The sequence below is a fragment of the Arthrobacter sp. 10T413_2 genome (assembly GCF_056394205.1).
This window is the reverse complement of sequence record NZ_JBFTHK010000019.1, coordinates 1-15,177: the sequence shown is the minus strand read 5'-3', so window position 1 is coordinate 15,177 and position 15,177 is coordinate 1. Positions and strand designations below refer to the sequence as shown.

The 15,177-nt window shown below is 62.5% G+C and carries 12 protein-coding genes, 3 pseudogenes and 1 riboswitch; of the genes and pseudogenes, 11 read left to right on the top strand and 4 right to left on the bottom strand.

The window, feature by feature from the left end; translation table 11 throughout:
* Positions 1-65 precede the first annotated feature (65 nt).
* Positions 66-1,406, bottom strand: coding sequence for an MFS transporter (locus AC1DBQ_RS05400; RefSeq protein WP_476927525.1), 1,341 nt, complete (start codon positions 1,404-1,406; stop codon positions 66-68).
* A 150-nt stretch (positions 1,407-1,556) separates the two neighbouring features.
* On the opposite strand from AC1DBQ_RS05400, the gene AC1DBQ_RS05395 reads away from it, so the two are divergent.
* Positions 1,557-2,420, top strand: a complete 864-nt coding sequence (locus tag AC1DBQ_RS05395; RefSeq protein ID WP_476927524.1) for a sugar phosphate isomerase/epimerase family protein — start codon at positions 1,557-1,559, stop codon at positions 2,418-2,420.
* Entirely contained in the window at positions 2,417-3,232 is an 816-nt protein-coding gene (locus AC1DBQ_RS05390) for an SDR family NAD(P)-dependent oxidoreductase (RefSeq protein ID WP_476927523.1), read from the top strand. Before AC1DBQ_RS05395 ends, AC1DBQ_RS05390 begins: the two co-directional genes overlap by 4 nt.
* Here the strand turns inward: AC1DBQ_RS05390 and AC1DBQ_RS05385 are convergent.
* From AC1DBQ_RS05385 to AC1DBQ_RS05375, 3 genes and pseudogenes are all read right to left on the bottom strand, one after another.
* Positions 3,193-4,230 carry a LacI family DNA-binding transcriptional regulator gene (locus AC1DBQ_RS05385; RefSeq protein ID WP_476927522.1) on the bottom strand — a complete coding sequence of 346 codons (1,038 nt, stop codon included), beginning with the start codon at positions 4,228-4,230 and terminating at the stop codon, positions 3,193-3,195. The genes AC1DBQ_RS05390 and AC1DBQ_RS05385 overlap by 40 nt on opposite strands.
* 139 nt (positions 4,231-4,369) lie before the next feature.
* A pseudogene (locus tag AC1DBQ_RS05380) lies at positions 4,370-5,221 on the bottom strand (Tn3 family transposase); the annotation flags it as partial.
* Positions 5,222-5,513: 292 nt separating this feature from the next.
* On the bottom strand, positions 5,514-5,819 hold the full coding sequence (locus AC1DBQ_RS05375; RefSeq protein ID WP_476927521.1) for a hypothetical protein: 306 nt from the start codon (positions 5,817-5,819) through the stop codon (positions 5,514-5,516).
* A riboswitch (SAM riboswitch) is annotated at positions 5,818-5,935 on the bottom strand. It overlaps the preceding gene by 2 nt.
* Before the next feature lie 382 nt (positions 5,936-6,317).
* Here AC1DBQ_RS05375 and AC1DBQ_RS05370 point away from each other — a divergent pair.
* The 9 genes and pseudogenes from AC1DBQ_RS05370 to AC1DBQ_RS05330 form a co-directional block, all read left to right on the top strand.
* The gene (locus AC1DBQ_RS05370) at positions 6,318-7,214 is read left to right on the top strand and encodes a MurR/RpiR family transcriptional regulator (protein WP_476927520.1); all 897 of its coding nucleotides are present in this window, start codon (positions 6,318-6,320) and stop codon (positions 7,212-7,214) included.
* Positions 7,211-8,665 carry an alkaline phosphatase family protein gene (locus AC1DBQ_RS05365; protein WP_476927519.1) on the top strand — a complete coding sequence of 485 codons (1,455 nt, stop codon included), beginning with the start codon at positions 7,211-7,213 and terminating at the stop codon, positions 8,663-8,665. Before AC1DBQ_RS05370 ends, AC1DBQ_RS05365 begins: the two co-directional genes overlap by 4 nt.
* Positions 8,666-8,711: 46 nt before the next feature.
* Positions 8,712-9,584, top strand: coding sequence for a carbohydrate ABC transporter permease (locus tag AC1DBQ_RS05360; protein WP_476927518.1), 873 nt, complete (start codon positions 8,712-8,714; stop codon positions 9,582-9,584).
* A complete protein-coding gene (locus AC1DBQ_RS05355; RefSeq protein ID WP_476927517.1) occupies positions 9,542-10,429 on the top strand; it encodes a carbohydrate ABC transporter permease in 888 nt (295 codons plus the stop codon). The genes AC1DBQ_RS05360 and AC1DBQ_RS05355 overlap by 43 nt, the downstream gene beginning before the upstream one ends.
* A 2-nt stretch (positions 10,430-10,431) precedes the next feature.
* On the top strand, positions 10,432-11,739 hold the full coding sequence (locus AC1DBQ_RS05350; RefSeq protein WP_476927516.1) for an extracellular solute-binding protein: 1,308 nt from the start codon (positions 10,432-10,434) through the stop codon (positions 11,737-11,739).
* Positions 11,636-12,772 (top strand): ABC transporter ATP-binding protein, encoded by a 1,137-nt coding sequence (locus tag AC1DBQ_RS05345; RefSeq protein ID WP_476927515.1) that lies wholly within the window; start codon positions 11,636-11,638, stop codon positions 12,770-12,772. Before AC1DBQ_RS05350 ends, AC1DBQ_RS05345 begins: the two co-directional genes overlap by 104 nt.
* Positions 12,769-13,371, top strand: a complete 603-nt coding sequence (locus tag AC1DBQ_RS05340) for a histidine phosphatase family protein (protein WP_476927514.1) — start codon at positions 12,769-12,771, stop codon at positions 13,369-13,371. The genes AC1DBQ_RS05345 and AC1DBQ_RS05340 overlap by 4 nt, the downstream gene beginning before the upstream one ends.
* A gap of 354 nt (positions 13,372-13,725) precedes the next feature.
* A pseudogene (locus tag AC1DBQ_RS05335) lies at positions 13,726-14,322 on the top strand (MgtC/SapB family protein); the annotation flags it as partial.
* Between the two features lie 364 nt (positions 14,323-14,686).
* Positions 14,687-15,177 (top strand): annotated as a pseudogene (locus tag AC1DBQ_RS05330) (homoserine dehydrogenase); the annotation flags it as partial.

Below are 15,177 nucleotides of genomic sequence, written 5' to 3'. Positions count from 1 at the left end.
CCGCTGGGTGCCCGCGCATCCGCCTGTGGGTCGCCGCTGGCTTGGGTGCGTCCTGCGTTGTGGGTTTAGTGGTGTTCCTTGTTGGCCCACTTGTAGGACCAAAGGCTGGAGATCAGGGCTATCAGGCACAGCCCGGCCAGCAGGGCCGCGGCGGGGGCCCAGCTGCCGCTGCTGGCCATGAGGGCGGTGGCGATCAGGGGGATGAAGCCGCCCACGGCTCCGGCGAGTGCGTAGGCGAATCCTGCGCCGCTGTAGCGGATCCGGACGTCGAACATGTCGGTGAACCAGGTCTGCTGGACGCAGGTGGAGATGTTGTGTCCGAGGTTGATCAGGGCGACGAAGCCGAGGATCATCGGGATCAGTTCACCGCTTTCCAGCGCTGCGAAGAACGGTGCCGCTGCAAGGGCCGCGGCGAGGGGGCCGATGATGTAGAACCATTTCCGGCCGTACTTGTCCGCGAGGCGTCCCCAGAGTGCCAGGCAGGGGATGGCCAGGACCATGGCGACCATCGAGGCGGTCAGGACGGTGGAGGTAGGKGTGTGGGTGAAGTTCTTGACGTAGGCCAGGGAGAAGGTGAAGCCCATGTAGAAGGTGCTCTGGTCCACCATCCGCATGCCGATCACGGCGAGGATCTGCTTGGGGCTGGTCCGCAGCGCTTCGGCCAACGGTGCGCGCGCATTCTTGTGTTCTTCCTTGGCGGCGGTGAACTCCGCCGACTCGGGTACGCCGGCCCGGATCCAGAGGCCGACAAGGGCGAAGAGGATGCTGATCAGGAACGGCAGCCGCCAGCCCCAGGCCTGGAACTGTTCCGGGGTGGTCAGGGCGGTGACCAGGGAGAACGCTGCGGTGCCGAGCAGCAGCCCGACGAAGGATCCGATCTGCACACCGGTGGCGAGGAAGTTGCGCTTGCCTGCCGGCGCATTTTCCACTGCCATCAGGGCCGCGCCGCCCCATTCACCGCCGACGGCGATGCCCTGGATGGCCCGCAGGGTCACGAGCAGGATGGGTGCKGCGACGCCGATGGCGGCGTAGCCGGGGAGCAACCCGATGGCGGTGCTGGCCAGTCCCATCATGATGACGGTGRTGAAGAGCATGGTGCGGCGGCCGTACTTGTCGCCGAAGTGGCCGAAGATGGCCCCGCCGAGCGGGCGGAAGAGGAAGCCGACGGCGAAGGAGCCCATGGACGCCAGGAGCCCGGCGACCTGGTTGTCCKAGGGGAAGAACAACGGTCCGAACACGACGGCGGCGGCCGTGCCGTAGAGGAAGAAGTCATACCAGTCGACGACGGCGCCGACAGTGCTGGCCAGCGCTGCCCGCCGTCCTGCCCTGGCACTGATGACGACGGGAGGATGGTTCAGTGCGCCCGTGGCGGCGCCCCCGGTGCTGGAAGTGCGGGAATGAGGCATTGCGGTTCACCGCAACCTTTCTTGTTTGCTCGGCTGCACCTTTGCGGGCGAGCGGATTGAGTGCTTTAATGACTACGTAGTCATTTAGTGATTTAGATCATACGCGCATCGCTTAATAACAGTCAAACACCCAGTGAGCAGGATGAAGTTATGAACAGAACTATCGGGCTGGCGCACTTGTCGGCGCTGCATTTGAGTCCGCCGGACCTGATGGACGCAGCGGCAGCTGCGGGCTTCACCTCGGTCGGGATCCGGGTTCACCCGGCCACCCGGAGTGAAACCCAGTACCCCATGGCGGCCGGTTCGTTCATGTCGGTGCAGACCATTKAACGCCTGGCGGCCACGGGCCTCTCAGTCCGCGACATTGAAGTATTTACCCTGGACGGACACCGCGGACGCAAGGACTGGGAACCGGTCCTGGAGGCCGGCGCAGCCCTCGGCGCTTCCGTGCTCAACGTCATCGGCGGTGATCCCGACCGMGCCCGCCTGACGGACAGCCTCGCGGCGCTGGTTGAGGATGCCCGGACGTACGGCATCCGCCCGTCCATTGAACCGATCTCGTATCAGCCCCTTGACTCCATCCCGGCCGCCGGCCTGCTGGTCGACCGGACGGGCTGCGGCATCATGCTGGACGCGCTCCATTTCGTGCGCGCCGGCGGCCTCATCACAGAGCTGATAGCCCTGCCGGCAGGGGCGGTCACCGTCATCCAGCTCTGTGACGGCCCGGCCGAGACCCCGGCACTGCCGGTCCCCCACCGCATGCCGCTGGGACAGGACGTGAACGGATCAGCCCGGCAGATMGAGTCGCGTGCGAAAAGGCTGGCCCCCGGGGAGGGCGTCTTCCCGCTTCGGGAAATCCTGGCGGCCCTTCCCGACGCCCCGGTCAGCGTCGAAGTCCCCGACGTCTGGGCCGTCGAGGCCCTCGGCACAKCCGCACACCTCAAACACCTCCACACCGCAGCCGAGACCCTGGTCGGCTCACCCCTGAACACTGAAATGGAGACAACACCATGAGCGAACTCACCGAAATCACAACACCCGGGGCAGCCGCAGGCAGCCSCMCGCAGCCCCGAACCGCCAGCGCCGAGATCTATTGGCCCGGCCGCTTCCACGATCAGGTCATCCTGGTCACCGGAGCCGCCGGCGGGSTCGGATCCGACACCGCGGACCGGCTCGCACGCGAAGGCGCCACCGTCGTCTGCACCGACGTCGCAGCCGGCGGGCTGGGCGACGGAAGCAGCCCCGAAAACTGCATGGCCCTGAACGTCACCAGAAGGGCCGACTGGGACCGCACCATCCAGACAATACTCAAGCGGTACGGTCGGATCGACGGGGCCCTGTTCGCCCACGGAATCCAGGGCCCCGAGGTCCCGGTAACCGAAATGCCCGCCGACGGATGGGCCAGGACCCTGAGCGTGAACCTGGACGGCTGCCTGCACGGCCTGGCCAGCATCCTCCCGGTCCTCACACAACAGGGATACGGCCGGGTGGCCCTCCTGTCATCAATTTCCGCGCGTGAGGGGAACCCGCACCAGGCCGCCTACTCGGCATCCAAGGCCGGACTCGTGGCCCTGGTCAAAACGGCAGCAAAGGAAGTCGCGCCTTTCGGGGTCACCGTCAACTCCATCGCACCATCCATGATGAAGACACGACTCCTTGAGGACCTCAGCCCCGAAAGGAACGCCCAACTGCTCGCCAAGGTACCCATGGGCAGGGTCGGACTGCCGGAAGAATTMTCCGCCCTGGCAACCTGGCTGCTCTCCGCAGAAGCCAGCTACATGACCGGTCAAACACTCGACTTGAGCGGCGGMCGCAATACCGCCTGAGGAGGCGCCGCGGTCGTCCCCCGTATTTCCAGCCTGACCGGAAATACGGGTTTCCGCGTCTGGCTGGGAGGCCCGCCCTCGATTCTCCCGGCCAGGCGGTCGACCGCCTCGTACGACATCTCCGCAATGGGCTGGTGCACGGTGGTCAGGTTCACAAAAGCCCAGCGGGATGGCCCGGAGTCATCAAAACCGACGATCGACAGCTCATCCGGAACCCGAAGGCCTAATTGGGCCGCGGCATCGAGGGCAGCAAACGCAAAGGCATCCGTCACGCAAAACAGTGCCGTCGGCCTGTCCTGGCGATCAAGCATCTCCAGGGCCGCCCGCACCCCGTCCTCTTGCGTCAAGCGGAGGTGCTGAATCCAGTCCTCACGTACCGGGATGCCGCGGCGCTCCATGGCAGCGCGGACACCGTCCTCGCGGTCACGGCCATTGGACCGGTCCCGCAGAGTCGACAGCACGCCGATTMTCGTGTGCCCCAGACCCTGCAGATGGGAAATCACCAACTCACCCGCGCCCCTGTCATCCGCGAGGACCGCTTCGACATCGACGCTGACATCGTCACGGCTCAACAGCACCACCGGGGTGCCGCGGTCGAGGACCCGCCGGACCGCGGCAGATCCCTCCCTCGCCGACACGAAGATCATCCCGTCAACCGTCGCACGATCGAGTACATCAACGGCCTCAGGATCCGGCGAAATATCCGGATCCCTAATCAGCACCATCCGGTAACCACGTTCCAGCAGCCGATTCTGCAACGACTCCACAATGACGGGGTAGATCGGGCTCGTCAGGTCCGCGACCACGATGCCCACCGCATGCGTCCGCCGCGTCACCATCATGCGAGCCGCTGCATCCGGTACGTAGCCGAGTTCCCGGGCCCCCGACAAAACCCGCTCCTTGGTAGATGGCGCGACAGCCGGGTCCCCCCGCAAAGCACGTGAAACCGTCGACTGCGACAGTCCAAGATGCCGGGCCACATCAACACTGGTTACCATGGCCTAATCGTATTTCACCCACAGCGCGCCCGCCGGCAGAACTCGTCCCAACAGGTCAAAGGCCACCGCGGCCGCGGCGTCGACAAAGCCTGGGCGCAACGGAGCCCCCGTTGGTCACGGAAAAGTGAAATATCCGACGCTAGGGTTTTGCCGGGCGACGTAGTGGCCTGTATTTGCCGGGTTTGATGTGGTTGGCGCGCGGCCAGGTGTAGTCGCCGGTGAGGTTGATGTGTTCCCAGCCCAGGGGTGAGAGGAACCGCAGGAGGTCCGGGTCGATGTCAGCGCCGTTGCTGGCCAGGGTGGAGACGGTGCGGTCGAGGTAGACGGTGTTCCAGAGAACGATGGCTGTKGTGACAAGGTTCAGGCCGCTGGCGCGGTAGCGCTGCTGCTCGAAGGAGCGGTCACGGATTTCGCCGAGCCGGTTGAAAAACACGGCCCGGGCGAGGGTGTTCCGGGCCTCGCCCTTGTTAAGGCCGGCGGTGACTTTGCGGCGCAGGCCGGGGTCCTGGAGCCAGTCCAGCAGGAAGAGGGTCCGTTCCATTCTGCCCAGTTCCCGTAGGGCGAGGGCGAGCCCGTTCTGGCGGGCGTAGGCGCTGAGCTTTCGCATCATCAAAGAGGCAGTCACGGTGCCGGCTTTGATGGACGTGGCAAGGCGTAGGATTTCGTCCCAGTGCAGGCCAATCGTTGTCGTTTTGATCGTTCCGCCGATCAGCGGCGCCGGGCCCGGGAGTCCTGGATCGTTGGTGGGTGTGTAGAGGCGGGTGTCGCCGATGTTGCGGATCCGTGGCGCGAACCGGTAGCCGAGCAGGTGCATGAGGGCGAAGAGATGGTCGGTGAATCCGGCCGTGTCGGTGTAGTGCTCCTGGATCGCCAGGTCGGRCTCGTGATAGAGCAGCCCGTCCAGAACGTAGGTCGCGTCGCGGTCACCAACGTTGACGAGTTTGCTGTGGAAGGGCGAGTACTGGTCCGAGACGTGCGTGTAGATCAGCCGGATCCGATTCGCATCCCCGGAACGTATCACCATCCGGGTTGGACGTTTCGTAGGCGCGTACGCGGGAAGCGTTACAAAATTKGCCGCGTGGTTCCGCCACTCTGCGAAGACGCCTGGTGGTGTCTTGCGAACGATCGTTACCGTACCCAATCCGACAATGGCTACTTTTCCGCGCGTGGTCCCGGACCCCCTTTCCCCGGTGCGGAAATCGAGTTTTCGGGGTCCGTGCAAGTACCACCTTCTGGAAACGGGGGTTGAACGGGTCAGGGCCTGCAACTCTTCGCGGCGGCCCTCAATCAGCAAGGAAGAACCTGATTTCATGCCCCTTAGGCGAACCTCTACGCGCGATCGTGAAGATCAGCTGTGCGTCCTGTCGGGACCATCTAACAGGCCGCACCGAATTCAGCAGGGAACGCATCAACGTGCCGGCATCGAGACAAACGTGCTTTTCCCAAGTGCCTGCTACACAGAATTCCACCGTGCCGCAGCATGAATCGATGACGGGCAGCACGGCGACGGAGTCCGCCAGCGCCTCGTTGTCCGGTTTGAAGTGGGCTACTGGATGGGCTTGTTGTACCAAAGTGTCGACGCCTCTCACGATGCTCTTACCGTCGGGAACTTCTTGGCTCGCAGCGGTCGCTTCTTCATCCGATCCACCCACGAGCATGGGGTTGGCGTGTGACCAGTCGGCGCTTGGCATCACATCTCTTGAAGCTTCACTAAGCCTAGGTTCAGGTCTAGTGGATCAKGATTTATGTGAAGAAATCAGTGCAGGAATGGCTCGGAAACAAGCGGATTCCCCGACYGGGCGTTCCTTGGCAAATGAGTTCGAACCCAGGGTCCGCGCCCTCCGCGGTTTGCGGGAATGGGTGGTAGGAGTGAGCGCTGCAACAGGTTCCGTCACCGTCGTGCAGAGAGTKAGCGAGGCCCCTCTTAATCAGGGGACTTGAGTCCCGGCGGCGTGGCCACTCTTCCCGTCGAAGAAATGAAATTTCTGTTCACCATGTGTTTACCTGAAATCTCATTTCATGGCATGTGTGCCGTCTTTACTGAGTTGGGGGTGCCCACAACTCGGTGGGTGCCAGGAGGAGTGAGTGTGTCGGACCAGTTGGAGCTTTTAAGCGAGTGCGAGATCGGGGCGGGTGAGGTTGCTGCCCGGTTGCGTATCGTGTTCCCGCAACTCAGCACGAGCGATCGACGTATCGCGGATGTGTTGCTGACCCAGCCTGCCGTTATAGTCCATTCGTCTGTATCGGAGGTAGCTGAACTCGTCGGAGTGTCAGCCGCGACGGTCGTACGTGCTTGCCGGCGGTTCGGGTTTGAGGGATTCCAGGATGTAAAAATCTCGATMGCGCAGGATTTGGTTCGTACGGGGGCGGCGGAGACGGAGGGCCCCACTGGCGTTCTGGACGAGTCGACCTCCTCGGGTGAAGTCCTTCGCCGAATCTTGGGCGCGGGTTCGCAAGGGCTGGTCGACGCCCAGATGACCGTGGACGAAGAGCGCTTCATGGCCGCCGTCGAGCTGTTGGCGCCGAGCCCGCAGATTCTGTTCCTTGGCGGGGGCTCATCGAGCAGCATCGCCGCCGATGCGGCGTACTGGTTCACGGCGATCKGGAAGCTCGCGTTCGCGCCGAGCGACCCGATGGGTCAACATCTTGCCGCTCGGYATCTACCGGCGGGCGGCGTCTGTGTCGCTATCAGCCATTCGGGGGCGTTCAAGCAGACCGTCAATGCTGCCCGGGTCGCGAAGGAGGCCGGCGCCACCGTTATCGCTGTGACGAGTTTCGCAAAGTCGCCGCTGACGGAAGTTAGTGACTTTGCGCTGGTTTCGGGCGGCAGGTCCCTCGGCTATCGCTTGGAAGCATCGGCGGGACGTCTCGTTCACCTTGCCGTTGTCGACGCATTGCGCATTGCCGTTGCGTTGCGGCGCGGACCGGTGTCATTCGAGGCACTTGACCAGATGGCAGACATCAGCAAGGGGCAGCAGCTATGAACACGGGTACCAGACCACTCACGATGGTCCTCGTCGTTGACGGACTGCGTCCGGACCAGATCCATCAGGACATCACGCCCACAATCTCAGCCCTGAGCTCCGAGGGCCGCTKGGTGGAAYAGTCGTTCAGCTCGATCCCTACCGTGACAAGAGTGAACGCAGCCAGCCTGGTGACCGGGTGCTACCCGGCAAGCCACGGGTTGTTTGGTAACTATCTTCGGACTGCGGACGGGAAATCGGCGGTCAACACACTGGAGGCTGATTTCGTCTCGGCGGTAGGCGTTGAACCCGAGGAGCTCTTACGTGTAAAGAGCCTGGGCCACCGCCTCGCCGAGGCAGGGCAGACCCTGGCGGTGGTGTCCACGATCTCATCGGGTGGCGCGCTCGTGCTMAATCCTGGCGTCGGGGCCGGTCATGGAGTGACCCTTTCTTTGCGCCCGGGGCCCGACGGAAGCCACGCACAACCGGCATGGGCCAACGACGCCCTTCTGGAGAAGATGGGCCCGGCACCGAGCCTGCGTGATGGTGCAAGTACCGCCGATCTCGTCGACTACGCGGTCGACGCGAGCGTGAGTTTCGTGCTTCCCGAAGTGGATCCGGATGTGCTCGTGTGCTGGTTCGTCGAGCCCGATAAGTCACAGCACAGGTACGGAGTMGGCTCCCCGGAGGCAAAATCCGCTCTCACGCACTTGGATGCTGCGATCTCTCGCCTCGTGGAGGGCGCGGAGTCCTTCGCGGCGGGACGTGATMTAACCGTCTTCGTCCTCTCGGACCACGGATTTGCTCGCACTATCGGTTCGATCGATGTCGCGGAGCGCCTTAGGGAGGACGGCATCGACCTGACCGGAGTGACGATCGTTCCCACAGGATTGGCGATGGTGTGGTGCGAAGAGATCTCAACGGCTCGACGTATTCAGGAATGGGCAGACCAGCAGCCTTGGCTTGCAGGCTCCTTCCTCGGCAGCCGACTCCTGGAAGCCGGGGGAKGGGACCATTTCACCGTGGATCTCCTGCGTTGCCAGCCAGCCGATACCGCCCCTGACCTCGTGCTCGCACCTTTGTCGGCGGAGGCACTGAACGAGTTCGGCGTCCAGGGTGTCCACTATCTCCTCGACGGTTCCGCGGGCAATTTCCACAGCGGCCATGGCAGTTTGTCTCCCCACGAATTGCGCTCAACAATGATCGTGCGCGGTCCGGGCGTGCACGGCACGGGACTATCGACGGTGCCTGCGGGCATCGTCKACGTGATCCCTACCGTCCTCAGCCTCCACGGCGTCAGTTCCCAGGGGTGCGATGGACGGGTGCTGCGAGAGCTGTTCGATGCCTCCGCCCCGGAACCCATCGTCACGGCTCGCACTCTTCGCAGTACAGCGCACACAAAACACGACCTTGAAATGTCGATCCTGGAGGTGGACGKACATGACTACATCACCGCAGTTAATATCATCTAGACCGCGAATCGTGCCTACCGGCGAGCATCCGGTGGCCAGACGCCGCATGAGCCGAGAACGGATCGGTCAGCTTTTCGTATTGCCGACGGTGCTGTTCCTGCTGGCCTTCGCGATCATTCCCGCAGTCGCGAACTTCACGCTGTCCTTCTTCGACTGGAGCCCGCTGCGACCAGCATTCGAGTTCGTCGGCATCGACAATTACATCACGGTGCTCCAATCAAAGAGCTTCCTCTCCGCGCTCGGGAATACCGTCATCTACGCCATCGTCACGGTACMTGTCTCCATTGGGCTCGCCTTGCTGGTCGCCGTGGGAATCATGGGACGACTGCGCGGTGCGGGCGCATTGAAAGCGATCTACTTCATGCCCACAGCAGCAATGCTGGTCGCGATGGCGGTCGTCTGGCAGTTCATCCTCGACCCGCGGGTCGGTCTGCTGAACGAGTTCCTGAGTTGGTTCGGGATACCACCCTCGGGTTGGCTGCTCAACTCATCCACAGCGTTGCCATCAATCATTGCGTTTGGAATCTGGCGGCAGACGGGCTACATGATGATCCTCTTCCTCGCAGGCCTGGCCGCAATCCCACGGACCGTCTACGAGGCCGGAGCACTGGATGGCCTGCACGGGTTCAGGCGCTTCAGGCATATCACTTGGCCGATGCTTGCCCCTACGACGACGTTCGCCGGAATTATCGGCACCATCGCCGCGGTGGAACTTTTCGATGCCCCCAAGGTCATGACCGATGGAGGTCCGGCTKGTTCAACAACCACGCTGGCCATGATGATCCAGCAGGAAGGCTTCTTCTACTCCTCGTTCGGCACCGGAGCCGTCGTTTCTCTCGTCCTGTTCATTCTCACACTGGCCATCACCGCCGCACAGTGGACGATCTCACGCCGCAGCCCGATGTCTGGACCGCAATGAGCGCCGCGTCTTTCGGTCGGAATATGCCGACCCGCATGCTAGGGATCTTAACTTCGATCGCGTTGTGGATAGGGGCGGCGCTCTGTCTGCTGCCGATGATCTGGATGGTGATCTCCTCCCTTCGACCACGAGCTGTCCCTCCGAACCAGATCTTCACAGGATTTGATCAGCTCACGCTGGAGAACTACCAGAACGTGTTCGACCGCATCCCGATCCTGCAGCTATTCGGCAATACGATCCTAGTCTGCGCGGCCGTGCTGGTTTTGCAGATCGGCATCGGGGTACCGGCGGCCTACGCGCTGGCACGCATTCGATTCAGGGGCAGCCGACCGATGTTCTGGCTCGTCATGCTCACACTCATGGTCCCCAGCCAAGTCACGATCCTCTCCGTCTATATCGGCTTCGCCAACCTCGGTCTGGTCAACACCTATGCCGCGCTGATCCTGCCTTTTGGGGTGAGTGCCTTCGGGGTATTCCTCTTCTACCAGTTCTTCCGAGGCCTACCGCACTCGCTGCTCGACGCCGCGAGAGTCGACGGGCTGTCGGAATGGTCCATCGCCTGGACCATCGTGTTCCCCCTTGCCCGTCCTGCCGTGACCGCCTTCGCCATCTTCAGCGTCGTCGCACGCTGGAACGACTTCTTCTGGCCGCTGATGATGACCCAAGGTCTCGGTATTGCTCCGATYACCCTCGGGATCTCCTACTTCGCGGACGCCGAGACAGGTCGGGACTATGGCGGCCAGATGGCCCTGTCGACCCTCGCTGTTCTTCCTCTTCTCATAGCATTCGCCTTCGCCCAGAAACGGTTTGTCGAAGGAATCGCCCTTACCGGATTGAAAGGTTAGACATGAAAACCCACCCATCCCTCGCGGTCTTAGGCGTCACCCTTACCGCTGCTGCCCTCCTCACCGGATGCAGCACCCCAAATTCTGCTCCCTCGAAGGATGCCTTCGCACCAGGCATCGAGGAGCCGACCACAGTCAGCCTTTGGTACACCTATCCGACTCTCTTCGATGGAACCATCGCCAGCATCGTCAAAACCTGCGAAGCCAAGGTCAAGAACCTCACCATCGACGCCCAGTCCGTCGGTGCCGACTACAACGAACTCAACCACCGCGCACAGACGGCAATCGCGTCAGGAAACGGACCGGACATCACCTTGGAGGGTATCGGCAACGTCGAACCCCTCTCCGATCTTCCCGCGGTGAACAATCTCAGCGGTCTGGTCGATAACAGTTCCGACTTCTCCGGACTGAGTTCATTCCTGCCGCTGGCCAAAGCGGGCAACGGCGTCCAGGTCGGCGTTCCCTACGCCGTCAGCGCACCGGTTCTGTACTGGAACCGTGAGCACTTCAAGGCAGCCGGCCTGGACCCCGACAAGCCTCCGACCACCATCGACGAGCTGCTGGCCGATGCTGCCAAGCTCGCCAACCCGGCCACGGGCCGTGTCGGGCTGAGCATCGACTATGCGCTCTCCAACAACTTCTMCGTGCCGACGATCATGGCTAACTCCGGTGCCACCGTCGTAAAGGACGGCAAGCCCGCGTTCGCTTCGGATGCATCAAGCAAACTGCTCGCCAAGCTCTCAACGGGCGTGAAGGACAAATCAGTGGGTATCTACGCGGACAACTCCMAGAGTTCTCAGGCCTTCGATACTCAGCAGTCATCGATGCACATCGGCAGCATTGCCTCCCTGCCGCAAYGGTTGAAAAGCCTTGGGCCCGTGTTCGGTACCACCAAGGTCCCCYATGCCGCGGACTATTCGGGCGACTACACTGCCTTCGGATCCGGAGCCATGTGGGTCATGTACTCGCAATCCGACGCAAAGCGGCGAGCCTCCGCGGAGGCTCTGCGTTGCTTCGCGGGCCCTGAGGCCACCAAGCTTCCCTTCATCAACAGCGGTTACCTTCCCGGCAGCACAAGCGCCGTCGAAGACCCCGACGTCCAGAAGCTCCTGCGGGAGCAGCCAGCACGCCAGGCCGGGATCGACGCCATGAAATCCCTGGCCAAACTACCGGCCTTCKGAGGCCGCGACGGAGCACGAGCAGCTGATGCCTTCCGAGACAGTTGGGTTCTCGCCTTCGCTGGCGAGAAGAGCCCGGCTGATGCCCTCAACGAAGCCAAGCAAGAGATCGAGGCTCTCAATGTCAAGTAATCAATCGACAGCTGCGGTTAGCATATCCGGGCTCACTAAGAGCTTCGGGCACAGTGCCCCTGTACTGCGCGGAATCGACCTGGAGGTTCAACCGGGCGAATGCGTTGTCTTTCTCGGACCATCAGGATGCGGCAAGACCACCTTGCTGCGCTGCATTGCCGGCCTCGAAGACCCCACAGAGGGGCGCATCCTGTTCAACGGCACCGACCTCACCAAAGACCAACCCCAGCACAGACCCGTCGGGCTCGTCTTCCAGGACTTTGCCCTCTATCCGCACAAGAGAGTTCGAGACAACATCGGACTCGGACTCCGTGTGGGCGGACTGCCGAAAGAGGAAGTGCAACAGCGCGTGGCAGAAGTCGCACGCCTCTTACAGATCGATCATCTGCTGGACCGCTACCCTCGGGAACTCTCGGGCGGACAGAAACAGCGCGTTGGCATCGGGCGTGCCCTGGCCAAGGAACCCAAAGTTCTTCTCATGGACGAGCCCCTCTCCAACCTCGACGCCAAGCTCCGCTACGAGATGCGCAACGAGATCGAAAGCCTCCGCGGTCGTCTCACCGAAACTGCCATCATCTACGTCACCCATGACCAGTCAGAAGCCATGAGCCTTGCGGACCGGATCATCGTAATGAACAAAGGAGTGATCGCTCAGGAAGGCTCCGGACGCGATATCTATCTCTCCMCCGCCKACCGTTTCGTAGCCGATTTCATCGGAAGCCCACCCATCAGTTTCCTCACCCTGCCCGATGACCGGGTTCTCGGGCTCCGACCTGAAGCCGTCCAACTTGGACATCCGGTCGGAACGGAWGAGCTAGGGGCCGGCCACCTGATTGGAAGCGAACACTTCGGACACGAAATCCTCGCCAGATACCGMACTGCGTACGGAGAACTCACGGTCCGGCTGTCCGCGGACATCGAACACATCCCGGACGAGACCCCCATCTCTTACGCACCACACCTGGCCCTGTGGTTCGACCAGCTCGGCAACAGAGCKAACTCTCTTCAGGACGCTCTGGAGCTACGATCATGACCGGGCGACTCGCCCTCCTGATCCGCCACGCCCAATCAGTGTGGAATGCAGAAGGCCGATGGCAGGGCCGTGCCGATCCGCCCCTCACCGAGGAAGGGCTGAAGGCGGCACACCAAGCCGCGCCCCGGCTGCCGAGAATCTTCACCCAAGTCCTCTCGTCACCGCTGCAACGAGCTGCCGACACAGCACACGCACTCGCCMAGGAGCTTGGTATCAACGCCGTCGACTCAGATGCGCGACTCGTGGAGCGGCACCTGGGAAGCTGGGAGGGCCTCACCAAGGATGAGGCCCAAAAGGCATTCGTCGATGACTGGACACGCCTCACCACCGTGGCCATCGACCCCCCGCAATGGGAATCGCCCGCCTCGGCCGTGGCGAGAGTTCACCAGGCACTCACCGAAGCCCATGAGCAAGAAACAGGGCCACTGCTTGTCGTAAGCCACGCAGGCCCGATCACGTGCCTTCAACAACATCTCACCGGCCGCAGCACCGAGCTCTCGAACCTCGAAGGAATCTGGGCAATCATCGAACCCGAATCCATAATCCTCCTCGGCAGACAACGCTTCACCACCCAACATGCCTCCACCGGGTTGCTGTAACTGAGCGCAGGCGCAGAAAGAAAATTCTCGAAACAGCGACCGCCTCCTCGGGCCAGCGACCATCGCCCGAGGAGGCGGCATATCAGGCCAACCCTGAATCCACCCACACTCTCGATMGAGCGCCTTCCGGTCACCGATCCCAATTCCCAAGGCTCACTGTCCGAGGTGGCCCCTGGACTACGGCTCGATGCGGTACGCGATGAACTGGCTGCGCGACCGTCGCGGCGTCGAGGTCATCCGCACGGCCATCCCCAGGCCCAACGTCAGAGGGAAAGACATGGATGTTTTTGAGATCAGCCTTCGACTTGGCGCCGCCGTGGCCGCTGGCCTTGTCGTGGGCATCGAGAGAGAGATCACCGGCCATCCGGCCGGGGTCAGCACCACGTCCTTGTGGCGCTGGGCGCGGCGATGTTCTCGCTTTCCGGGGCGTACGGTTTCGCTGACGTTACACCTGGACCAAACGTGGATCCGGCGCGCATCGCCGCGCAGGTTGCCTCGGGGATCGGGTTTATCGGGGCGGGGGCGATCATCAGGGACCGCGGCGYGATCAAAGGACTCACCACTGCCGCGACAGTGTGGTTGGCGGCATCGTGCGGCGTTGCCGCCGCGGGAGGCTCGTATCTGGAGGTTTCCGTCGGGACTGTGTTCGTATTGATCACGCTTATCGGCTTGAAATTTGTTCGACCAAGCAAGTGGCGTCAGAAGCAAAAGATGCCGCTGGAAATCGAATATTCGGCAAGGCAGGGACCCCTGGCGCCCATTCTGGAGAAGTTGAAGTCCTCAGGCACTGTGGTAACGGGGATTGACGTACGGGATGAACTGGACACATCCATGCGCCACCTCAGCCTGAGGGTCACTGTCCCGGCCCGGTCCACCGCCGAGACGGTTGTGGCCGATGTTGCCCAACTCACCCAAGTGCACCGGGTGGCCGTGTCGGACGAGGACGGATAGCCACTGAGACCAGTATGTACTTGCCCGTCAGGCTAAACCCTTGAACACCTTGCTACCTMACCGCGCCGGAACGTCGTCGTGAACGTCCCTGCCCCTGAACCGACCGTTATTCACGCACTCCCTGGCTATGCCTCTGGGCGCGAGTAGCGGGAATGTTCTTCTGCCCCGGCGGGCCGCGTGCCTGTGGGTGACCTGGTAGAAAGAGCCACAGCAACCGAAGCGGCCCACAAGGAAACAGCGGCGATGATGGTCAGAATCCGCCCCGTTCCGCCGGGGCCAGAATCACTTGACATAGCCAATKCACTGACGAACATGKAATGCCGTCAGACATTGAAGGACCGATGTAACTGACTGAAGGAGCACCATGACCACCTACKACATTGCGCTGATCGGCTTCGGCGGCGTCAACAGGACGCTGGCCGAACTGATCGCAGCACGCGGTGAGACACTGCGTTCCGATTTGGGCTTAGGCCTGCGGGTCGTGGCCATCACCGACCTGCGCCTCGGCTCCCTGGTCCAATCCGAGGGCATCGACCTMTCCATCGCCCTCAAACTGGACGGTGACAGCGAAACCTTCGCCAAGCACGGAGGATCCACAGACACCAACAACGAATCAGTTATCCGCAACTGCACCGCCGACATCATCTGCGAGGCCACCTTCACGAATCCCGACGACGGCGAGCCAGCAGTTTCACACGTGCGATGGGCACTCGAATCCGGCAAGAGCGTCTGCACCACGAACAAGGGCCCCGTTGCCCTCCGCGGCGCCGAACTGACCGCCCTGGCCGAACAGAACGGCGTGCACTTCGAGTTCGAGGGTGCCGTCATGAGCGGCACCCCCGTCATCCGCCTCGC